Source organism: Bradyrhizobium sp. USDA 3256 (assembly GCF_054058275.1).
Genome location: NZ_JBSSAE010000002.1, coordinates 5,124,649 through 5,146,683 on the forward strand (window position 1 = coordinate 5,124,649; position 22,035 = coordinate 5,146,683).

20 protein-coding genes are annotated in these 22,035 nt (G+C 63.8%); 11 read left to right on the forward strand and 9 right to left on the reverse strand.

The window, feature by feature from the left end; all coding sequences use genetic code 11:
- Positions 1 to 278: 278 nt before the first annotated feature.
- Positions 279 to 1,073, forward strand: a complete 795-nt coding sequence (locus ACVWY5_RS26220; protein ID WP_028332523.1) for a L,D-transpeptidase — start codon at positions 279 to 281, stop codon at positions 1,071 to 1,073.
- 318 nt (positions 1,074 to 1,391) lie between these two features.
- A complete protein-coding gene (locus tag ACVWY5_RS26225) occupies positions 1,392 to 2,240 on the forward strand; it encodes an alpha/beta fold hydrolase (RefSeq protein ID WP_028332524.1) in 849 nt (282 codons plus the stop codon).
- A 98-nt stretch (positions 2,241 to 2,338) separates the two neighbouring features.
- On the opposite strand, the gene ACVWY5_RS26230 is transcribed toward ACVWY5_RS26225, so the two are convergent.
- Entirely contained in the window at positions 2,339 to 2,896 is a 558-nt protein-coding gene (locus ACVWY5_RS26230) for a DUF308 domain-containing protein (RefSeq protein ID WP_028332525.1), read from the reverse strand.
- A 134-nt stretch (positions 2,897 to 3,030) separates the two neighbouring features.
- Between ACVWY5_RS26230 and ACVWY5_RS26235 the strand changes: the two genes are divergently transcribed.
- Positions 3,031 to 3,618, forward strand: a complete 588-nt coding sequence (locus tag ACVWY5_RS26235) for a TetR/AcrR family transcriptional regulator (RefSeq protein WP_028332526.1) — start codon at positions 3,031 to 3,033, stop codon at positions 3,616 to 3,618.
- Between the two features lie 24 nt (positions 3,619 to 3,642).
- Here ACVWY5_RS26235 and ACVWY5_RS26240 read toward each other — a convergent pair whose 3' ends face one another.
- A complete protein-coding gene (locus ACVWY5_RS26240) occupies positions 3,643 to 5,907 on the reverse strand; it encodes a spermidine synthase (RefSeq protein ID WP_028332527.1) in 2,265 nt (754 codons plus the stop codon).
- 179 nt (positions 5,908 to 6,086) lie between these two features.
- On the opposite strand from ACVWY5_RS26240, the gene ACVWY5_RS26245 reads away from it, so the two are divergent.
- Both ACVWY5_RS26245 and ACVWY5_RS26250 read left to right on the forward strand, forming a co-directional pair.
- Positions 6,087 to 7,688, forward strand: coding sequence for a phytoene desaturase family protein (locus ACVWY5_RS26245; protein ID WP_028332528.1), 1,602 nt, complete (start codon positions 6,087 to 6,089; stop codon positions 7,686 to 7,688).
- 621 nt (positions 7,689 to 8,309) lie between these two features.
- Positions 8,310 to 8,483 carry an RNA-binding protein gene (locus tag ACVWY5_RS26250; RefSeq protein ID WP_321176609.1) on the forward strand — a complete coding sequence of 58 codons (174 nt, stop codon included), beginning with the start codon at positions 8,310 to 8,312 and terminating at the stop codon, positions 8,481 to 8,483.
- Positions 8,484 to 8,486: 3 nt separating this feature from the next.
- Here ACVWY5_RS26250 and ACVWY5_RS26255 read toward each other — a convergent pair whose 3' ends face one another.
- Positions 8,487 to 9,575, reverse strand: coding sequence for an XRE family transcriptional regulator (locus ACVWY5_RS26255; protein WP_028332530.1), 1,089 nt, complete (start codon positions 9,573 to 9,575; stop codon positions 8,487 to 8,489).
- Positions 9,575 to 10,171: a hypothetical protein gene (locus ACVWY5_RS26260; RefSeq protein WP_321176608.1), complete on the reverse strand. Its 597-nt coding sequence runs from the start codon at positions 10,169 to 10,171 to the stop codon at positions 9,575 to 9,577. The genes ACVWY5_RS26255 and ACVWY5_RS26260 overlap by 1 nt, the downstream gene beginning before the upstream one ends.
- Before the next feature lie 168 nt (positions 10,172 to 10,339).
- Here ACVWY5_RS26260 and ACVWY5_RS26265 point away from each other — a divergent pair, with 168 nt between their 5' ends.
- Entirely contained in the window at positions 10,340 to 11,224 is an 885-nt protein-coding gene (locus ACVWY5_RS26265) for a transposase (RefSeq protein WP_028332531.1), read from the forward strand.
- Between the two features lie 251 nt (positions 11,225 to 11,475).
- On the opposite strand, the gene ACVWY5_RS26270 is transcribed toward ACVWY5_RS26265, so the two are convergent.
- Both ACVWY5_RS26270 and ACVWY5_RS26275 read right to left on the reverse strand, forming a co-directional pair.
- Complete coding sequence (locus ACVWY5_RS26270; RefSeq protein WP_028352034.1) at positions 11,476 to 11,700, reverse strand: hypothetical protein; 225 nt, start codon at positions 11,698 to 11,700, stop codon at positions 11,476 to 11,478.
- Between the two features lie 293 nt (positions 11,701 to 11,993).
- Entirely contained in the window at positions 11,994 to 12,158 is a 165-nt protein-coding gene (locus ACVWY5_RS26275; RefSeq protein ID WP_016841571.1) for a Flp family type IVb pilin, read from the reverse strand.
- A 170-nt stretch (positions 12,159 to 12,328) separates the two neighbouring features.
- On the opposite strand from ACVWY5_RS26275, the gene ACVWY5_RS26280 reads away from it, so the two are divergent.
- Together ACVWY5_RS26280 and ACVWY5_RS26285 are read left to right on the forward strand one after the other, a co-directional pair.
- A complete protein-coding gene (locus tag ACVWY5_RS26280; RefSeq protein WP_028332532.1) occupies positions 12,329 to 13,213 on the forward strand; it encodes a 50S ribosomal protein L11 methyltransferase in 885 nt (294 codons plus the stop codon).
- Positions 13,210 to 13,716, forward strand: a complete 507-nt coding sequence (locus ACVWY5_RS26285; RefSeq protein ID WP_028332533.1) for a hypothetical protein — start codon at positions 13,210 to 13,212, stop codon at positions 13,714 to 13,716. The genes ACVWY5_RS26280 and ACVWY5_RS26285 overlap by 4 nt, the downstream gene beginning before the upstream one ends.
- Before the next feature lie 18 nt (positions 13,717 to 13,734).
- On the opposite strand, the gene ACVWY5_RS26290 is transcribed toward ACVWY5_RS26285, so the two are convergent.
- The gene (locus tag ACVWY5_RS26290; RefSeq protein ID WP_028332534.1) at positions 13,735 to 13,920 is read right to left on the reverse strand and encodes a hypothetical protein; all 186 of its coding nucleotides are present in this window, start codon (positions 13,918 to 13,920) and stop codon (positions 13,735 to 13,737) included.
- A 190-nt stretch (positions 13,921 to 14,110) separates the two neighbouring features.
- Between ACVWY5_RS26290 and ACVWY5_RS26295 the strand changes: the two genes are divergently transcribed.
- A complete protein-coding gene (locus ACVWY5_RS26295; protein WP_028332535.1) occupies positions 14,111 to 15,940 on the forward strand; it encodes an aminopeptidase P family protein in 1,830 nt (609 codons plus the stop codon).
- 309 nt (positions 15,941 to 16,249) lie between these two features.
- Entirely contained in the window at positions 16,250 to 17,539 is a 1,290-nt protein-coding gene (locus tag ACVWY5_RS26300; RefSeq protein WP_028332536.1) for a multidrug effflux MFS transporter, read from the forward strand.
- Between the two features lie 150 nt (positions 17,540 to 17,689).
- On the opposite strand, the gene ligA is transcribed toward ACVWY5_RS26300, so the two are convergent.
- Positions 17,690 to 19,840 carry an NAD-dependent DNA ligase LigA gene (ligA, locus tag ACVWY5_RS26305; protein WP_028332537.1) on the reverse strand — a complete coding sequence of 717 codons (2,151 nt, stop codon included), beginning with the start codon at positions 19,838 to 19,840 and terminating at the stop codon, positions 17,690 to 17,692.
- Positions 19,841 to 19,964: 124 nt separating this feature from the next.
- On the opposite strand from ligA, the gene ACVWY5_RS26310 reads away from it, so the two are divergent.
- Entirely contained in the window at positions 19,965 to 20,252 is a 288-nt protein-coding gene (locus ACVWY5_RS26310) for a GIY-YIG nuclease family protein (protein WP_028332538.1), read from the forward strand.
- A gap of 96 nt (positions 20,253 to 20,348) precedes the next feature.
- Here the strand turns inward: ACVWY5_RS26310 and recN are convergent, their stop codons facing one another.
- Positions 20,349 to 22,022, reverse strand: coding sequence for a DNA repair protein RecN (recN, locus tag ACVWY5_RS26315; RefSeq protein ID WP_028332539.1), 1,674 nt, complete (start codon positions 22,020 to 22,022; stop codon positions 20,349 to 20,351).
- Between the last annotated feature and the right edge of the window lie 13 nt (positions 22,023 to 22,035).

The window sequence follows — 22,035 nt, forward strand, 5'->3', positions numbered from 1 at the left end:
AACGCGCCGCCGGGCGGGGACTGTTAAACGCCCATGCGCTCAAATGGTTGCGTGTCGGAGACCAGTCGCGGCCGTCGTCGCGGCCCGCTCGCGAAAAAGTCAGCCCGCCGTGACAGGCAGGCCCGGCTTCGGCCTTGTTTGCGCCGCGCGCGGGATTAACCATGGCGCTTGATCACGGCCTTGGCCCGCCACTGGAACCAAGTTCGGATTCCGTGCATATTGATTGCCGGGGACGGAGAGCCGCGGCTTCGCGAGCAGGCCTGGAGGCCAAAGGTAAAATGCGTTCGTTCCTCATTGCGCTCACGTCCGTGATGCTCTTCACCGCCGGCGCCGCACAGGCTAAGGTCGATATCACCATCGACAAGGACAACCAGCAGATGACCGTCGCGGTCGACGGCGTCGCGCGCTATCACTGGCCGGTCTCGACCGGCATCCCGTCGCGCGAAACGCCGAACGGCAGCTTCCGCGCCTTCCGCATGGAAGAGGATCACTACTCCAAGGAATTCGACGACGCGCCGATGCCGCACTCGATCTTCTTCACCAAGATCGGGCACGCGATTCACGGCACCGACTCGGTGAGCCGCCTCGGCACGCCGGCCTCGCATGGCTGCGTGCGGCTGTCGCGCGACAACGCAACCACGCTTTACTCGCTGGTCCAGAAGGAAGGCGTGCTCAACACCACCGTGACGCTGACCGGCTCGTCGCAGGTCGCGCTGGCGCGCAATCCGCGTGGGCGCAACGGCACCGCCGTCGCCCGCCGCGCGCCGCAGCAATATGACGAGCAGTACGGCACCGGCGCCGCCGGCGATCCGGTCGTGCTGACGCCGCAGCCGCGAGACTATCCGGCGCAGGCCCGCACCGACGACGGCTACATTTATCCGGCCGACGGCAGTTCGACCGATCGCCGCTATCCGGCACCGCCGTCAAGCCGCCGCGTCTACGACGCGCAGGCCTATGGCCAGCAGCCGCAATATTACGGCAATCAGGGCTACGCGCCGGCGCCGCAGGGCTACTACCAGCCGCGCCCCGCCTATCAGCCGCGCAGCTTTTACGGCAACACCTATCAGGACTAGAGCGTTTTCGAGCGAAGTGGGCGCCGGTTCGCGTCAAGAAAACGCGTCAAAAGAAATCTGCCGCGCGCTCCTCGTCCGCTGACGGCGCCGCAGGCAGCGCGCCGTCAGTTCACGCTCCCCTCACCCGCTTGTGACCGTCGCAAAGGCCGCTCGTCATCGTGCGCCGTGGCCCGTCGTCGCGTCGTCATCTGATTGTAAAACTAGCCCGATATTCGGCGGCACAAGCGCCCGCCTGGCCCCCGGAGGCCGATTCACGCGGCATTCCCGATGAAATCAGGGCGAGAAGCGCGGGTCACGTAGGCAAGATCAGGGGTCGACATGAAACGGGGCATCGTTGTCCTTTGCCTGTGCATCGTGGCGATGGCCGCTTATTTCACGACGGACAGATGGGCCATCCGTCACACGACGCTGACGTTCCACGACGTTCTGCGCGACGACCGCAACGTCACGGTCGAGGTCGCGGTGCGCCGCGACCGGCAAATGCAGGCGATGGCCGAGATGATCGAGCTGCCGGTCGCGATCCTGAGCCACGGCAACACCGTCAAGAACACCGAGTACTCGTTCCTCACCAATTTGTTCGCGTCGCGCGGTTACCTCGTGATCAGCATTCAGCATGATCTCGACACCGACGCGCCGATGGTCACCAAGGTCGGCGAGGAATATGTCGGCCGCCGCATGCAGTACAATCGCGGCGTCTTCAACATCATGTATGCGATCGACGAGCTCAAGAAGGTCTATCCGAACGCAAACTATCGCCAGCTGACATTGATCGGCCATTCCAACGGCGGCGACATCTCGATGTTCTTCGCCAAGCAGCATCCCGACCTGGTCAAGAAGGTCGTCACGCTGGACAATCTGCGCGTCCCCTTCATCACCGACGGCAGGATCAAGATCCTCTCGTTCCGCTCCAGGGATCCGGTGTTCAAGGCCGATCCGGGCGTGGTGCCCGACGACGAGACCTGCGCGAGACTCGGCATCAAGGTGGTCAGAACCGAATTCCAGCACAACGATCTCAGCGACCGCGGCCCGGACAGCGCGAAGTCGTCGATCCAGGCCGGCGTGGAGCAATTCCTCGACGAGGATGCCGGCGGGAACACGCCGACGATGCCGCTGCTCGCCGCCTCGACGCCCGCCTCCGCGGGTACAGCGCCGCCAGAGAACAAATAGCCGCGTCGCGCTGAAGGCGAGCTCGCGCTCTCCGGTGCTGCCGGACAGCTCTCCGTTCCGATTGAATCGGAACGGAGCTCTAGCTTCTTGCTTTGACTCTAGGCGCGCGCGTGGCGATAGCCGGCGGCAACGAGCCAGATTGCGGAAAGCAGGAAATAGAACGCGCCGAAGCCCGCATAGGGAGCGACGTCGAGAATGGTCGGCGCAACGGTGCCGATGGATTGGCTGATCATGTAGCCGCCGGCGAGTGCCGACTGCGCGCCGCTCAGGATCATCGCCCATTGCGCGCCATAATGACGCCAGCGCCTGACGCCGGTGTACAATTGCAGCACGCCCGCGAGGATCGCCCAAACCCCGAACACGGCCAGGACGGCATTGCTGCTGTGGCTGAGCGCCACGATGACGCCGAGCGTCGTGGTCGCGCTGACCGCGACATTCAGGGCCTGGGATGGGTTGGCCTTCAAACCGCCATTGACCCGGGCATCAGCCAGATTGGCGATGCCGTCCCACGCCGGGTAGATCACGAACAGAAGCGCGGCAGGGCCGGCTTGTCGGCTGAACAGAACGGCGGCGGCGACCCAGGCGATCGAGAAGATGGCGCGCCCGAGATAATAGGATCGCAGCCAGGTGGATTGGGTCGAAAGGTGGCTTTGCATTGACAGGCTCCTTGTTTGGCTTCCTACTAGTAGGTAGATGAAAATTCCGAGTCAATCTGGCGCTCGAACGCCCTGTGAGGAGAGGAAGGCCTTGATTTGTCTTGTTAATTTACCTACTGGAAGGTAGGCATGACGTGAACGTGATGATTTCGACTTCTGAAAAAATTCTCGACGTCGCGCAGCCCCTCATCGTCGCGGGGGGCTATAACGGCTTCAGCTATGCCGACATCTCCGATGCCATCGGCATCCGGAAGGCGAGCATCCACCATCACTTCCCGACCAAGGCCGAGCTGGTCTCGGCGCTGGTGGATCGCTACCGGCAGCAGACCGAGCGGGGCCTGAAGTCGCTTCAGGAGCAATTCGCGAGCCCGACCGACCAACTGCAGGCTTACGTGAACTTCTGGCAGGCGTGTATCGGCGATGCCTCGCTGCCGTTCTGCGTCTGCGCGATGCTTGCCGGCGAGATGCCGATGTTGCCGGACGAGGTCGCATCTCGCGTCCGCGCCCATTTCCATCATCTTGCGGGATGGCTCAGCTCGGTGCTGCAGGCCGGCGCGGAACAGCATCTGTTCCGGCTGGACCAGCGGCCGCACGAGGAGGCCCAGATGCTGATGGCATCGGTTCATGGGGCGATGCTCTCGGCGAGGGCTTTCGCCGATCCCGGAGTGTTTGCCGCAATCGTCAAGCCCCAGCTCGCCAGACTGCTGGTAGCGGAGCGCTAGAGAGTTATCGGGCGACAGATCGCTTTACTGCTCGCCGTCGCGCAGTCGGCGGTACACCGCTCCCAGCACGTTCGAATAGTCGTCGGTCCAGACCCGCTGCTTCTCGTCGGCTTCGGTCTCGGTCCAGACATCTGATGATGCGAGCTTGCCAACGTCTTCCTCCTCGCGCGCGGAGACCACGACCGAGGTCGAGAAGATGTACTCGTTGTCGCGGCCGGAATCCTCGCTGTAGACCCAGCTCTTCATGTCGTTGGCGTCTGCGATGCCGACCACGACGCTGGCAAGCTCGAGATGGCGGTTGGAGACGTGCATCACGACCGCGCCCTGCGGCGCCAGCTTCTCCTTGTAGATCGCCATCGCCTCCTCGGTCGCGAGATGGATCGGGATCGCGTCCGACGAATAGGCGTCGACGATGATCAGATCGTAGGCGCCGTCCGGCTCCTTGGCGAAGGTCAGCCGCGCGTCGCCGATGACGGGCTTGAGGTTCGGCTCGCAGTTCTGGATGTAGGTGAAGTATTTCGGATCGCGCGCGGTATCGACCATCGACTGGTCGATCTCGAAGAAGCGCCAGTCCTCGCCGGGGGCCGACGCGCAGGTCAGCGTCCCCGAACCGAGCCCGATCACCGCCACTTTCAGCGGCGCGCCCTTGCGCTCGCGGATTGCAGTGATCGCCCGCCCGATGCCGCCGTCCTTGTGATAGTAGCTGATCGGTTCGGGCTTTCCGGCGACCGGCGTGCCGTCATCGTTCTTGAACTTCTCGGCGCCATGGATCGTGGTGCCGTGCATCAGCACGTGATACTGCCCGTTCGCCGTCACCACGATCTTGTGCACGCCGAAGAAGCTGCGCACCGTTTCGACGCGGCCGTCGTCGGATGGATAGGCACGCAGCACCACCAGCGCGACCACGACGGTGGCGAAGATCTTCCGGCGATTGGCGTTCAGCGCGAGCGCCAGCAGCGCCGAGAGCACGCCGACCGCACCGATCACCCAGACCCGGTGCACGTCGAACCAGTTGAAGATGTCGCCCCCCGAATGGCTTGGCGCGATCAGCGCCACCGCCAGCACCGCGAGGAACGGCCAGTACCAGGCGCTCCAGCGCGGCAGCCGCTCCGCGCCGCCGGGCGGACGGCATAGCGCCGCGAGCGCCAGCAGGATCGGATATTCGGCGACCCACGAGAAAGTAAAAGGCGCAATAAGCCCCGCGAACAGGCCGCCGACCATGCCGCCGAACGACAGCGCGACGTAGAAGCCGGTGAGATATTTCGCCGCCGGGCGGGTGCGCGCCAGTTCGCCATGACAGGCCATCGCGATGATGAAGAAGCAGAGCTGATGGCCACCGAGCGTGAGCAGCAGGTTCTGCTCGCCGCCGACCGCAAGCAGGATCACGACGCCGGCAATCGCCAGCGGCTGCGCCCGCAGCATCCATTTGTGCGGCAATAGCGGCCGCGACTGGAACACCACCACCCAGGTCAAGAGATACAGCGACAGCGGCAGCACCCACAGCAGGGGCGCGGCGGCGACGTCGGTCGAGATATGCGCCGTCACCGCGATCAGGAGGCCGGACGGCACCGCGGCGAGGAAGATCCAGCGCGCCCGCAGCGGCCAGGACGGCGCCGGCGCATTGGCGTCATCGACCTGCATGTCGATTGCGGCGGCATTGGCCGGCGACCGCAACAGCAGCACGCCGCAACTCGCGATCAGAATGATCAGCAGACCATAACCACCGGTCCAGATCAGGTTCTGGGTGCGCAACGTGAACATCGGCTCGAGCAGCACCGGATAGGACAATAGCGCGAGGAAGCTGCCGATGTTCGAGGATGCGTAGAGGAAATACGGATCGGGACCGTTGGGATGTCCGGTGCGCACGAACCAGGCCTGCAGCAGCGGATTGTTGGCGGCGAGCGCGAAGAACGGCAGGCCGATCGAAACCGCGAACAGGCCGAGCAGCCAGACCGCATAACCGGACGTCGGCGGCTCGCCCCAGCCGCTCCTGATCGCCAGCGGCAAGGTCAGCAACGCGACGACGAGCAGCACCAGATGCACCGCGACCGGCGCAATACGGCCGTTCAGCTTCATCAAGAGATGCGCATAGGCGTAGCCGCCGAGCAGCAGCGACTGGAAGAACACCATCGCCACCGACCACACCGCCGGCGAGCCGCCGAGCCGCGGCAGCACCATCTTGGTGAACAGCGGCTGCACCGAGAACAGCAACAGGGCACTGACGAAGATCGCGGCGGTGTAGACAACCAGCACCAGCCGGTTGCGCGAGGCGGTCGGCTCAGACGTCATGAAAGCTCCGGCATGGACCCGGCGGGCGCCGGAGGCGGACAGTCCGGTGGCACCCCACCGGAGGATTTCAGTTGAGCATACGGCACTATCACGGACAAGAAACGGCGGTCACGCGGACTTGACGACGCGGCGCTGCGGCGCCACAGCACATGCTCTAATCACTGCTTCTTGAAGCGGACATGAACGAAACAGACGTCGTTATCATCGGTGCGGGGCACAACGGCCTCACCTGCGCGGCCTATCTTGCGATGGCCGGGCTGCGCGTGAAGGTCGTGGAACGCCGCAAGGTGGTCGGCGGCGCCGCGGTCACCGAAGAATTTTTCCCGGGCTTCCGCAATTCGGTCGCCGCCTACACGGTGAGCCTGCTCAATCCGCAGATCATGTCTGACCTGAAACTTGCCGATCACGGCCTCAGGATCGTCGAGCGGCGCGCGCAGAACTTCCTCCCCTCGCCCGACGGCAGCTATCTTTTGACCGGCGAAGGCCGAACCCGGGAGTCGGTCGAAAAGCTCAGCCGCAAGGACGCCGCCACAATCGACGCGTTCTCAGGGGAACTCGAAGCCATCGCCGACGTGCTGCGGCAATTCGTGCTGCGCGCACCGCCGAACCTCGTCGAGGGCTTTGGCATCAGCGCGATCAGCGAGGCCTTCAACGCGCTCGGCACCGCCAACATCCTGCGCCGGCTGTCGCTGGAACAGCAGCGCAATCTGCTCGACCTGTTCACGCGATCGGCCGGCGAGATGCTCGACGAGCGCTTCGAGAACGACCTCGTCAAGGCGCTGTTCGGCTTCGATGCCATCGTCGGCAATTATGCCAGCCCCTACGCGGCAGGCTCGGCCTATGTGATGCTGCATCATGCGTTCGGCGAGGTGAACGGCAAGAAGGGCGTCTGGGGCCACGCGATCGGCGGCATGGGCGCGATCACGCAGGCGATGGCGCGTGCCGCGCGCAGCCATGGCGTCGAGATCGAAACCGATGCGGCCGTCCGCGAGGTGATCGTCGAGAAGCAGCGCGCCGTCGGCGTCATCCTCGACAATGACAAGACCGTGCGCGCCAAATACGTCGTCTCGAACGTCAATCCGAAGCTGCTGTACACACGCCTGGTGCCGGAAGGCGCATTGGCGCCCGAGTTTCGCGCGCGCATCTCCCGATGGCAGAACGGGTCCGGCACGTTCAGGATGAATGTGGCGCTAAATGCCCTGCCCTCGTTCACCGCGCTGCCCGGCCTAGGGGATCACCTCACGGCGGGGATCATCATCGCCCCGAGCCTCGGCTACATGGATCGCGCCTGGCACGATGCACGCGAATTCGGCTGGAGCCGCGCGCCGGTCGTCGAGGTGCTGATCCCCTCGACGCTCGACGACAGCCTGAGCCCGCCGGGCCAGCATGTCGCGAGCCTGTTCTGCCAGCACGTCGCGCCGCAACTGCCCGACGGCAGATCGTGGGACGATCATCGCGAAGAGGTCGCCGATCTGATGATCGCAACCGTCGACCACTACGCGCCCGGGTTCGCAGGCAGCGTGATCGGCCGCCAGATCCTGTCGCCGCTCGACCTCGAGCGGCAATTCGGCCTGCTCGGCGGCGACATCTTTCACGGCGCGCTGACATTGAACCAATTGTTCTCGGCGCGGCCGATGCTCGGCCATGCCGACTACCGCGGACCGCTGAAGGGTCTCTACCATTGCGGTTCCGGCGCCCATCCCGGCGGCGGCGTCACCGGCGCCCCCGGCCACAATGCCGCGCGGGCCATCCTGGCCGACCATCGCGCGCTGTTCTCGTAGACGACGCACCGCGCGCCGCGGGACAAGCTGTGGACAGGCGTGTTGAGAAGCTGTGGGCCTGCGGCGGACAGCGGCCTTGTCTTAAGACGGGATAACCGGTGGACGCCACTGTGGACCGGCGGTAGTGTCTCAGTTTGAAATTTCTTCCCGGTACTGCGCGATTGCGCGCCGAAGCAATTCCCTGACGGCAGCTGCTCTAGTCGGAAGTCGTTCCCGGAACCAGAAGTCCTCGATGGCCTTCTTATCGTCTTCCGACAACTCCACCTGAAGACGATAGGGGCGCTCGGACCTCTTCATTCCAAAACCCTTCTGCTTCGCGTCCTTGCGAAGCTTGCCGCTAAGCATTAGCCTGATGCCCATACTTACGCAAAGGGCGAGGGCTAACATTGTCCCATTTTGTTGAAGTTTACCGAGAAGGTGCGCTAGTCGCCGGTCCGACGCCCTGCGATGGGAGCATCGAAACCGCTAAGCACATGGCGCGCAGATTGGGCCGCGCAAATGACGCGAACTTCGTTCGTGTCCTTGATGAATCGAGCAAACTGGAACTCTGGTCGGAGCGCCTTGATGCCTAGAGGTCCTAAAGGCGAAAAGCGCCCCGGCGACGTGATCGGCGCCGCCGTCATGATCGGCAAGATCGCCACCGGCGAGATCGAGGATATCACCACGGAGGACGGCAAGAACGCGGCCGCCGTGGCGCTTGGGCGCTTGGGCGGCAAGAAGCGAGCTGAGGGTATGTCGGCCGCAAAGCGGTCAGAGATCGCTAAGAAGGCCGCGAAATCCCGCTGGAAAAAATAACGGCTACCGGATCACCCGGAGCCGCATCCCCTGCAAAGTCGGCGTCGAGTTGAGGTCGTAATATTCGTTCAGCATGTTGTCGTTGGCGTGGATAATCTTCGCCAAGTCACTGGGCGAGTAACCGAAGTTCTCCAAGTGAAGGCGGATCATCCGGCTGACAACTCCCGGCTTTTCAGCATCGAAGTCCAAGTATGCAGGTTCGCGCAATTTGATGCGGTCCATCGCAAAGCGACGCCAAAGCCAAGAAGCCTGCGACTTCTCGACCAGCCCCAATGACTGGGCGCGATAAAGCAGCGCCTGCATGGACACCCGCCATTCCGGCTTGAGCGCCGCAAGCCTCGCCATATCGATCTTGCGGCCACGGAACGCGATAGTGATCTCGTTCTTCGGCATCAATAGCGCGCTGGCGAAGTTGTTGGCCTCGGTTTCCATATCCGGGCTGGGGAACTTGTGCAGGACAAGATGCCCAAGCTCATGGGCAAGCGTGAATCTCAGCCGATCAGCGGTCTGATCCTGGTTCAAGACAATGATCGGCAACAAGCCCGGCACCGCGATGGTGACGCCGCTCACGGCTGATCCGCCCATCGAGGAGTGGATCACAACGGCTCCTGCGCGTTCGACAGCCGCAGTCAGATTCTCGACCGGCCCCGACGGAAGAAGCCAATGGGAGCGGACTATTGCCGCGATGCGCTCAAGGTCGCCGTCATAATCATCAGGATCAAGCCGGGGAATGTTGGCCTGCGGCGTATACTCAACTGCATTGAGAAGCCGCCGCAGGTGCAGCACGCGGATGTTGATCTCGGCAATAATCCGGTCGATGTCACGCACCGTGACATCAGCCTTCTTGCGCCACATGGGGTGGACGCTGACCGGAGGCCCAAAAACTGCGTCGGTCTGCCGGAAGAAGGCGATGGGCAAATCATAGATGGACGAGGCGCGCGCAATGAACTCATCCGGAGGCGCCGCCACGGCATTCTCATAGCGCGACAACGCCACCTGCGGCACGCCAAGGCGTTCGGCGGCCTCGCCCTGCGAGAATCCTAAACGCTGCCGCGCAATGCGCAGCAGCCCACTGTTCACGAATTCGGACATTACTCGCCCTTGTCGGCTTCGTCTTTCTTGATCGGTTTAGCCCTCGGCTGAACCAGATTCTCGGCATCGGACGCAATAGGCGGCGTAGGACGCGGCGGCAGCGGCTGCACCGGCGCCGTATGGCCCAGAGCCGCGTCGTCGATCTCGTAAGCCCAGAGCCTGATGTTGCCGTCGCGGGCCTGCACCAGCACCTTGCTAATATCAGTGGCGTAGGTGTTCAGAACGTAAACGACCTCGATCTTGCCCTGCTCCTCAAAAAGGGAGCCCTGTGCGCAGAAGAGGTCGTTGGCTTCCGTCGCGATGTTGTGGCCCAGACCTTGATTGTCGGCCTTCTTGCAGCGCGCGACCAATTTGCCGTCGAACACGATCTTCATGGTCTCGTCGGCAAAGACAAAGTGAACGCCAGTATCGGTCGCGAATTGCTCCTGCAACCTGATCCGGAGCCGCTCAAATACCATCCCAGCGCGGGTACGGGGCCAATGCGGGTATCTTGCAAGGTCCTGCTGGACGTCGGTCCAAGCTTGGCGAATGGCCCGGTAAAGCCGGACCTCGCGGTCGCCGCCCAACATCTTCCGAACTTCGTCTTCCGTGGTCATAGGAATCCTTTCTCAGCCCCAGCGACCAACCCGCGCGTCAGTTTATATGGAACCGAAACTACATTGTCTACGCTTTTTTTTCATGATCTTATCCGCGCCTCAAAATGCGGGGTTTTTCCTATGAACAAATTGCTTGACGCTAAGCATAAAAGTTCAGATACTCGGGGCATGAACAAGTTGCCGCTCCAAACCCGCGTCCAAATCCTGACGATGCTGTGCGAGGGCAGCAGCATGCGGTCGATCAGCCGGGTTACCGGCGTGTCGATCAACACCGTTACAAAGATGCTGGTGGACGCTGGCGAGGCTTGTGCAGCCTTCCATGATGCGACCGTGCGCAATGTGCCTTCCAAGGCCGTCCAGTGCGATGAAATCTGGTCCTTCAGCTACGCGAAGGCCAAGAACGTCAAGTTCGCCAAGGCTGCTCCGGCCGACTCTGGCGACGTTTGGACGTGGACCGCCATTGATGCCGACTCCAAGCTGATCGTTTCTTGGCATGTCGGCGACCGTGGTGCGCGCACTGGGACGGCCTTCATGCACGACTTGAAGGCGCGACTCGCCAACCGAGTCCAACTCACCACGGACGGCCACAAGGCCTATTTGAAGGCCGTTTTGGACGCTGGCTTTGATGCCGACTATGCGATGCTGAACAAGATTTTCGCGACCGACTACGCCGGTCCCGGCCGCTACAGCCCGCCCAAGTGTATCGGTGCGATCAAGAACCCCATCATGGGCAACCCTGATCCGAATCTCATCAACACGTCATTTGCCGAACGCCAGAACTTGACCATGCGCATGTCCATGCGCCGCTTCACTCGCCTGACCAATGCGTTCTCTAAGAAGTTCGAGAACCATTGCCACGCGCTGGCGCTGTACTTCTTTTTCTACAACTTCTGCCGGGTTCATAAGACGCTTGGCGCTACCCCGGCCATGGCGTCGGGTTTGGTCGATCACGTCATGAAGATGGAAGATGCCGTGACCCTGATCGACAAGCGGACTGCGCCGAGCCTGCGCGGTCCTTATAAGAAACGCGTTACCCTAACATCAGAGCTCTAAGGCTATAAGCGACGCCCGCCACTCCAGCGAACAAGAGGAACGGCTTCAAGTTTCCAATCGCCTTGAGAGTGTCAGGCACAAAAATGCCTATCAGAACTATCAGAGAGCTAGCGAACGTGCCCGCGTTGAAACAGCGATCAAAGATCGCTTTGTTTGGGTCAGCAGTCTGAGGTTTTCGGAGTAGATCTAAGAGGTAGGAAACAACTACATACAGAATGAGGGCAACGCCTATGAAAACAAAGACGCTGTCCTCATCTCTTGGAACGACCCACGAGAAAATTTGCCACGACAAAACCAGTAGCTCCGCCCATCATGCCGCATAGAACGCCAAGCCAAAAAGGTAGTGGCGATTCGCTAACGAAGCTTATGATTGAGCCCACGGCGGCGATAGCCAGCACAGCGAAGCCAAAAAAGGCTTTGAAGCCCTCATTGAAGCTCACGCGCGGAGTCGCGATTTCGTGGAAGAAATGAGACATGACTGTCACCGGCCCTGACGGCACTCTCTCTGATCACCACTGGAGATAATCCAGAGGATGGTGTCAACAAGAGGTTTACTGAAGCGTTCCAGATAGTATCCAGATACCTTTAAGACGCAATATTTCAAACTGAGGCACCACCGGACCGGCTGTGCGACAGACGCTGACAATCCCGGGAGAACGCTGTTGACGTCTTGTCGACAAGCTGCGTGTGGCTCTGTGGACAACCGGTCAAAAAGAAAACACCGGGCGACATGTCGCCCGGTGCTTCCCTGAGAACGCCGTTCGAGAGATTACTTCAGCGAGCCGCTGATCGAGTTGAAGGTCCCGCTCAGTGCCGTGCCGACGCCATTCACCGCAGCGATGATGGCGATGGCGATGCCGGTCGCGATCAGTCCGTATTCGATGGCGGTCGCGCCGGATTCATTCCGCAAAAACTTAACGATAAAAGCCTTCATTGCAGCCCTGCCCTTGGTTGTGATGCCTTGGAACGAAGGGTGTTCCCAGTTCCGCCACCGTAATAGTACTGCAACATCTAAGGTTGTCTGAACCGGGAACCTCTCAATTCTCGCGATATTCGATTGAATCCGGCTTGAAATTTTAACAAAAACCGCGCTACCCGCCTCCGATGACCCCGTCCACACACCGCGCCAGCGTCACCCTTCCAGACGAATCGACCGCAAAGCGCGTGGTAGACGCGCTTTCCGAGGTGTTTTTCGAGGATCAGGCGGCGTTTGCGGCCTTCGAGCGGCCGGATGGCCGCTGGGACGTCACCGTCCATTTTGCCGAGCCGCCGGACCAAAATTTACTGCGCGAGCTGATTGACCAGGTGGTGCGGCAGGATGTCGCATCTACTTTAGTTTTTGATACCGTGGAGGCCAAGGATTGGGTCAAGGCCAGCTTGGAGGACCTTGTCCCGGTCGCGGCCGGCCGCTTTATCGTCCACGGCCAGCATGACCGGCACCGGATACCCCCCAACAAGCTCGGGATCGAGATCGAGGCGGCGCTGGCCTTCGGCACCGGACATCACGGCACCACGCGCGGCTGCCTGCTGCTGCTCGACCACGTGCTGAAGGCGTACCAGCCCCGCCGCGTGCTGGATCTCGGCACCGGGACCGGCGTGCTGGCGATCGCCGCCGCCAAGGCGCTGCACGACAAGGTGCTGGCCAGCGACATCGACCCGCCGTCGGTCAGGGTCGCCGAGGAGAATGCCCGGCTGAACGGCGCAGGCGATCTGGTGGACGTGATCCGCGCCACCGGTTTTGCGGCGCCGCGCTTTGCCGAAGACGGTCCGTTCGACCTGGTGCTCGCCAACATCCTCGCCAATCCGCTGCGGCAGCTGGCCGGCCCGATGGCGCGCCACCTTGCCTCGTCGGCGCAGGTCATTCTCTCGGGCCTGCTGACGCACCAGGCGCCGGCGGTCATCGCAGCCTACCGTGCCCGCGGGCTGGTGCCGCTACGGCATCTGAAGATCGAGGGCTGGAGCAGCCTGCTGCTGCGTTTCGTGAAGTGACCGCGACCGGCAGACAGTGCGGCGACTGCACGCTCTGCTGCAAGGTGATGGCGATCGAGGAACTGGCAAAGCCCGCCAATACGTGGTGCCCGCATTGCAAGCCGGGGCGCGGCTGCCGGACCTATACGGGCCGGCCGGCGGAATGCCGCTCGTTCAGCTGCGTCTGGCTGACGAACGAACTGCTGGAGGAGCACTGGAAGCCTTCAAGGTCGAAGCTCGTCCTGACCACGTCGGAAGATGGTCTTGAGGTCAGATGCGATCCGGGCTTCCCCGACGCTTGGCGCAAAGAGCCGTTTCGCAGCGAGCTCAGGGAATGGGCGATCTCCGGCGAGACGCTCGACATGACCGTCGTCGTGATCGCCGGCCAACGCATGACGCTGGTGACGCCCGAGCGCGAATTCGATCTCGGCATCGTCGGTCCCGATGAGCGGATCGTGCGCGAGCTCGAGAACGGCAAGCTCGTCAATGTGACCGTGGCGAAGGCGTCCGATCTGGAACGGTAGCCGCGATCCGCGGGTTGTTTATTCGGGCGCTGGCGAATCGCTACGGTTAGTCTCGACCTTGTCCTGACCGGCCGCGCGCTTGGCGCGCGCCTCGACAAGGCGGTCCAGCATCTGGACGATGACGCCGCGCTGCTTCTGTTCGACCGGCGCGATCGGGCCGCGGCGGACCGGCGGCGAGATCTTCTCAAACGTGAATGCAGGCATCGTGCATCTCCTCACCGTTGAGTTGAGACACTCCTGGACACTCCCCGTACGCTTGACCGTTGACGTGCAGTGGACATCGTCCGGCCAATTCCACTATGCCATATTCAAGCATAAGTTATGCCAAAAATATGGTCATGCTTGACCGCGCTCGCGCGAAGGTCAGGCCCCATCCGAAGAGAGTGCGACGGCGATGTTCGAAGCCCATTTCCAGACGTTCGAAGAGCCCGAAGGCGGCGTGGCGCTGACTGCCCGCTTGAGCGCGCTGCGCGAGGAGCTGGCGCGGCGCAAGCTGACCGGATTCGTGGTTCCGCGCGCCGATGAGCAGCAGAATGAATACGTCGCGGCCTCCGAGGAGCGGCTCGCCTGGCTGACCGGCTTCACCGGATCGGCCGGGCTCGCGATCGTGCTGAGCAAGGAGGCCGCCCTGTTCGTCGACGGCCGCTACACGCTGCAGGCCGGCAAGCAGGTCGACCGCAAGGCCTGGCAGGTCGAGCCGCTGGTCGATCCGCCGCCGGAGCACTGGCTGACCCGGCATCTGGCGGCCGGCGACCGCCTAGGATTTGACCCCTGGCTGCACACTTCTGCGGCAGCCGAACGGCTGGCAGCGGCCTGCACCAAGGCCGGCGCGGAACTGGTCGCCGTCGACAGCAATCCGGTCGATGCGATCTGGCACGAGCGGCCGGCACCGCCGCTCGGCCCGGTTACGATCCACGGCGCGCAGTTTTCCGGGGAGATCGAAGCCGAGAAGCTGAAGCGCATCCGGCTCGAGATCAACAAGCTCGGCGTCGACGCGCTGGTGCTGTCCGACAGCCACGCGGTGGCCTGGACCTTCAACATCCGCGGCGCCGACGTCTCGCATACGCCGCTGCCGCTATCCTATGCGCTGGTGCCGAAGGAAGGCCGGCCGCTGGTGTTCATCGATCAGCGCAAGCTGTCCAACTCGACACGCGACCATCTCGAGCAATCCGCCGATGTCGAGCAGCCCGCGGCGCTGGCGGCAAAACTCACCGAGCTCGCCAGGCGCGGCGCCTCGATCGCGCTCGACAGCGCGACCGCAGCCGACGCCCTGAGCCGCCTGATCGCGGGTGCCGGCGGCAAGCCGGTGCGCGGCAGCGATCCCGTGAGCCTGCTGAAAGCGGTCAAGAACATCACCGAGATCGAGGGCACGCGCACGGCGCATCAGCGCGACGCGGTCGCGCTCGTGCGTTTCCTCGCCTGGATCGACCGCGAGGCGCCCTCCGGCGGCCTCACCGAGATCGACACCGTCGAGGCGCTGGAGACGTTCCGCCGCCAGACCGGCGCGCTGAAGGATGTCTCCTTCCCGACCATCGCCGGCACCGGGCCGAACGGCGCCATCGTGCACTACCGCGTGACACGCAAGAGCAACCGCCGCATCGAGCCCGGCGACCTCCTGCTGATCGATTCCGGCGCGCAATATGAGGACGGCACCACCGACGTCACCCGCACCATCGCGATCGGCAAGCCGACCGACGAGATGCGCGACCGCTTCATCCGCGTGCTGCGCGGACATATCGCGATCGCCCGTGCGATCTTCCCGGACGGCACCACCGGCGCGCAGCTCGACACGCTGGCGCGGCAATATCTCTGGCAGGCCGGGATCGATTTCGAGCACGGCACCGGCCACGGCGTCGGCAGCTATCTCAGCGTCCATGAAGGGCCGGCGCGGATTTCCAAGCTCGGCACCACGCCGCTGAAGCGCGGCATGATCCTGTCCAACGAGCCCGGCTACTACAAGACCGACGCCTACGGCATAAGGATCGAGAACCTCGAGCTCGTGATCGGCACCGACATTGCCGGCGCCGAGAAGCCGATCAATGCATTCGAGACGCTGACGCTGGCGCCGATCGATCGCCGCCTGATCGAGGTCGGCATGCTGAGTCCGGACGAACTGGCCTGGCTCAACGACTATCACGCCCGCGTCGCGCATGTGGTGCGTCCGCATCTCGACGACAGCGCGACCAAGCTGTGGCTGGACGAGGCGACGGCGGCGCTGAAATAGCGGCGCGCCCAGGCATCCGCACACTCGACGTCGTCCCCCCAACGCTCGGTGTCATCCCCCGCGCATGCGAAAGCGGGGGATCCAGTACGCCGCGGCCTATCAATTCAAACACGCCTGCTTCTGGAATACTGGGTCCCCCGCTTTCGCGGAGGACGACAGCGGAATCCGCAGCTGACGACAGTGTGTTTATTGCGCGAGACGAAACATCGTCACCGCGTCTCCCGAAATCGCATGGGCGTATGCCGAAACACCCGTATTCCGCGCGGACGGGCACGCTACAGTCTTTCCACAATGCTGGATCGGACCTGAATGCACGGCGTGATGGGCAAGCCGCCCGGCGCGGCCCAAGACAACATTAAAGACAACATCGCGACATCGAAGGTCATGCTGCTGATGCTCGTCGTGATGACGGGCGTGGCGCCGATCTCGCTCTACATGCTGGTGCCGGCGCTACCGGTGCTGGCGACCACATTCGGCCGCGACATCTCGATCGCGCAGATGACCGTGTCGCTCTACATGGTCGGCATCGCGCTTTCACAGCTGATCATGGGGCCGCTGTCCGACAAGTTCGGCCGCCGGCCGGTGCTGCTCGCGGGCCTCGGCCTGATGGTCGTGGCCGGCGTCGGCTCGGTGTTCGCCGAGACCCTCCCGCAACTGATCGCGGCGCGCTTCTTCCAGGCGCTCGGCGGCGCCAGCGGCATGGTGATCAGCCGCGCCATCATCCGCGACCTCTATCCGCGCGAGCGGGTCGGCGCCATGATCAGCCTCGTCGTCGCCGCGCTGATGATCGCGCAGATGGTGAGCCCGCTGACCGGCGGCCTGCTGGAGACCACATTCGGCTGGCGCGCGATCCTCTATCTCATCACCGCGGCGTCGCTGACCGTCACGATCTTCATCGCACTGGCGCTGCCGGAAACCCGCCGCGACCGTGCCGACAGCTCCAGCTTTCGCGGCGACCTCGGCAAGCTGATGACGAGCCGCGCCTTCGTCGGCTATCTGCTGTGCCAGGTGCTGGCGTCGCAGATCATCTTCGCCTTCGCCGGCGGCGGCCCCTACATCGTGGTGACCCAGATGGGCCGGACCAGTGCCGAGTATGGCGCGTGGTTCGCGATGACGGGGTTCGGCTACTTCGTCGGCAATCTCTTGTGCGTGCGCTTCGCGCCGCGGCACTCGCTGGAGAAACTGATCTGGTTCGGCCTCGCGCTGCAGGTCGGCGGCAGCCTGTTGAACCTGGTCTGGAGTTTTACCGGAGTAAACCAGGCCCCGATCTGGCTGTTCGGCACCCAGATGATCGTGATGATCGCCAATGCCTTCGTGATGGCCAATTCCGCCGCCGGCGCGATCAGCGTCCGCCCCGAGGCCGCCGGCACCGCCTCGGGCGCCATGGGGTTCCTGCAGCAGGGCATCGGCTCGCTGATCTCGCAATTCGGCGCCTATCTCGGCGGCCACTCCACCACGACGCTGCCGCTGACCGCGGCGATCTTCGCGATCTCGATCGCCTGCGCCTGCACCATGATCTTTGTCGTACCGCGGCGGCAGGTGGTGGTGAGCGAGGAGCTGATCGCGCAGGCCGAGGAGGATGAGCAGGGGATGATGTGAGGCGCGCGCCGCACCCTAGCTCGTCATCCCACGCGTATGCGGGGGATCCAGTACGCCGCGACCTATCGGCTCAACAATGACTGTCTCTGGAATACTGGGTCCCCCGCTTTCGCGGAGGACGACAGCCGAAAGTGCGGCGGCGTTGCACCCCTACTCCCCGATCAGCTTCAGCCACTCGTCCTCGGTCAGCACCTGGACGCCGTGCTTCTGCGCTTCGGCAAGCTTCGAGCCGGCGCCCGGCCCCGCGACGACATAGTCGGTCTTCTTCGACACCGAGCCGGCCGCCTTGGCGCCCAGCCGTTCGGCCGTCGCCTTGGCCTCGTCGCGCGTCATCTTTTCGAGCGATCCGGTGAACACCACGATCTTGCCGGCCACCGCCGAATTGCTCTTCGGCTTCTCGGCGTCGATGATCTCATCGAGCTCGCCGGTCAGCCGCTCGACGATGCCGCGATTGTGGCTCTCGCCGAAATAATCCGCGATGCTCTTGATCACGGTGTCGCCGATCTGGTCGAGCGCATCCATCTCCGCCATCGCTTCCTCGTCGCCCTTGGCGACCTTGAGGCAGGCATCGTGGAACGCGTCCCAGGAGCCATAGCCGCGCGCCAGCGCCAGCGCGGTGGTCTCGCCGACATGACGCATGCCGAGCGCGTAGATGAAGCGCTCCAGGCCAATCTTGCGCCGGCTGTCGATCGCGGCGAACAGATTGCGCACCGAGGTCTCGCCGTAGCCTTCGATATCCTCCAGCTTCAGCTTCGCGTTGCGCTTTTGCAGCGTGAAGATATCAGCCGGCTCCTTGACCCATCCCTCGTCGAAGAAATATTGCAACTGCTTCACGCCGAGACCATCGATGTCGAAGGCGCGGCGCGACACGAACAGAATGAGGTGCTCGACCTTCTGGAACGGACAGGCGAACTCGCCGGTGCAGCGGGCGCGCGAGCCCTCCTCGCCGGCCGCGGTCTCCTCGCGCACCACGTCGGTGTGCAGCGGGCACGGGCATTTCTTCGGGAAGTGGAATTCCTTCGCGTTCTTCGGCCGCTTGTCGATCACGACGTCGACGACCTGCGGGATCACGTCGCCGGCGCGCTGGATCACCACGGTGTCGCCGATCCTGATGTCGCGCCCCTCGCGCAGCACCTCGCCCTTGTTGCCGATGCCCTTGATGTAGTCCTCATTGTGCAGCGTGACGTTCTGCACGATCACGCCGCCGACACCGACCGGCTCGAGCTTGCCGACCGGCGTGAATGAGCCGGTGCGCCCGACCTGGATCTCGATGTCGCGCAGCACCGTCATGGCGCGCTCGGCCGGGAATTTGTGCGCGATCGCCCAGCGCGGCGTGCGCGACACGAAGCCGAGCCGCTCCTGCCAGTCGATGCGATCGACCTTGTAGACGACGCCATCGATGTCGTAGTCGAGCTCGGCGCGCTGCTCCTCGATCTTGCGATGGAACGCGATCAGCTCCTCGACCGAGTGACACAATTTGGTCAGCGGATTGGTCTTGAAGCCGCACCGCTCGAACCAGTGGATCATGCCGGTCTGGGTATCCTCCGGCATCGCGCTCATCTCGCCCCAGGCATAGGCGAAGAAGCCGAGCGGCCGCGAGGCAGTGACTGCGGGATCCTTCTGCCGCAGCGAGCCGGCCGCCGAATTGCGCGGATTGGCGAAGATGGTGTCGCCGGCCGCCTTCTGCCGCTCGTTGAGCGCGAGGAACGCCTTCTTGGTCATGTAGACCTCGCCGCGCACCTCGCAGACGTCAGGCACGTTGCGGCCCTTCAGCTTCTGCGGCACGTCCTCGAGCGTGCGGATGTTGGCGGTGACGTCTTCGCCCTCGGCGCCGTCGCCGCGGGTTGCCGCAGTGACGAGCTCGCCGCCCTCGTAGCGCAGCGACATCGAGAGCCCGTCGATCTTCGGTTCGGCCGAGAAATCGATCTTGTCATCCGGCAACTTGAGGAAGCGCGTGATGCGCCCGACGAAGTCGACCACGTCGGCTTCCGCGAACGCGTTGTCGAGCGACAGCATCGGCAGCGAATGCCGGACCTTCCTGAAGCGCCCCGACGGCGCGGCGCCGACCTTCTGCGACGGCGATTCCGCGGTGACGAATTCAGGGAAGCGTTTCTCGATCGCATTGTAACGCTGCCGCAACGCGTCGTATTCGGCATCGGTGACGCTCGGCGCGTCGTCCTGATAGTAGCGCTTGTCGTGACCTTCGAGCTCGAGCGCGAGCCGGGTCAGCTCGACCCTGGCCTGGGCCTTGGTGAGCTTGTCGACGTCGGAGAGTTCTTTCTTTTTTGCTGCTTTAGCCATGCGACGGGCGCGCTATAGTTTTTCGTCATTCCGGGGCGGTCCGTCAGGACCGAACCCGGAATCTCGAGATTCCGGGTTCGATGCTTCGCATCGCCCCGGAATGACTGTGTGGGAAATGGGGCTCATGTCGTACTACGTGTACATTCTAGCAAGTCGACGAGACGGAGCAATCTATGTTGGGATCACCAACGATCTCGTGCGGCGGGTCTACGAGCATCGAATGAAGGCCGTCCCAAGCTTCACGTCCAAATACAACATCACGCAGCCGGTTTGGTTCGAAATCTACGACGACCCGATCTCCGCGATATCACGCGAGAAGGAGCTCAAGAAGTGGAAGCGAGCCTGGAAGACGCAATTGATCGAAGCGAGCAATCCGCAGTGGAATGACTTGTACGAGTCGATCTGTACCTGAGGTGGTCATTCCGGGGCATCGCGCAGCGATGAACCCGGAATCTCGAGATTCCGGGTTCGATGCTTCGCATCGCCCCGGAATGACGAGGGGGAGAGATTACGCTGTCGCCGCCCGGAGCAGCCGTTCCGCGGCCGCCCTCGCCTCCGCGGTGATCTCGGCGCCGGCCAGCATGCGCGCGATCTCTTCGCGGCGGTGGTCGGCGGCAAGCGCGTTGACGCGGGTGGCGACCCGCTTGCCCTTGTCGAGCGCGTCCTTGGAGATCAGGAGATGCTGGCTGGCGCGGGCGGCGACCTGCGGCGCGTGCGTCACCGCCATCACCTGCACCTTGCCGGCGAGGCGCGCTAGCCGCGAGCCGATCGCATCGGCCACCGCGCCGCCGACGCCGGTGTCGATTTCGTCGAACACCAAAGTCGGCGCCGAGCCGCGATCGGCCAGCACGACCTTGAGCGCCAGCAGGAAGCGCGACAGTTCGCCGCCGGAGGCGACCTTCATCATCGGCCCCGGCTTGGTGCCCGGATTGGTCTGCACCCAGAACTCGACACGGTCGATGCCCTGCGGCCCCGGCGCGGCCGCGTTGCTCTCGACCTGGGTCATGAATTTCGCGCGCTCGAGCTTGAGCGGCGCAAGCTCGGCGTTGACGGCCTTGTTGAGCTTCTCGGCGGCCTTGGTACGCGCCGCCGACAGCTTGGCGGCAGCCGCCGCATAGCGCTTGTCGGCTTCACCGGCGGCCGCTTCCAGCTTCTTCAGCTGGTCGGCGCCGGCATCGATCAGCGCGACGTCGCCGGCATATTGCGCCGCCAGCGCGGCCAGCAGATCGACCGGCGTCGAATATTTACGCGAGGCGGCGCGCAGCGCGAACAGCCGCTCCTCGATGCGCTCCAACTCGGCCGGATCGAAATCGGTCGCCGCCAGTGCGGCGTTGAGGTGCTGGTCGGCTTCTTCCAGCGCGTTGATCGCAATATCGATCGCCTTGACCGCGGGCTCGATCAGCGCAGGCGCGTTGGCGGCGCGCCGCTCCAGCCGCCGTACCGCGGCCGACAGCGACGCCACCGGCGAATGCGAGCCGCCGATCGCCTCCTGCGCCTCGCGCAGATCGGTTGCGATCTTCTCGCCCTGCATCATGGTGGTGCGGCGACCCGCGAGCTCGGTCTCCTCACCTTCCTTCGGCGCCAGCGTCTTCAATTCCTGCGAGGCATGGCGCAGATAGTCGGCCTCGCGCGCGGCGCGCTCCATGCCGGCGCGATGCTCGTCGAGATCAGCATTGGCGGTCCGCCTGATATCCCACAGCGCTTCGAGCGCCGCGACGTCCTTCTCGTGGCCGGCGAAGGCGTCGAGCAGCTGGCGATGGGTGGAGGCGTCGACCAGCGCGCGCTCGTCATGCTGGCCGTGGATCTCGACCAGCGCGGCGCCGACCGCCTTCAGGGTCTGCACGCTGATCGCCTGATCGTTGATGAACGCGCGGGTGCGGCCGTCGGCGAGCTGCACGCGGCGCAGGATCATCTCACCGGTGTCGTCGAGGCCGTTCTCGGCCAGGATCCCGGCCGCCGGATGCCCCTTCGGGACGTCGAACATGGCGGTGACCTGCCCTTGTTCGGCGCCGTGGCGCACCAGTCCGGCATCGCCGCGGCCGCCGAGCGCCAGCGCAAAGGCATCGAGCAGGATGGATTTGCCTGCGCCGGTTTCGCCGGTCAGCACCGCGAGGCCACGGGAAAATTCGATATCGAGCCGTTCGATCAGGACGATGTCACGGATCGACAGACGCGCCAGCATGCGAGGACAATTC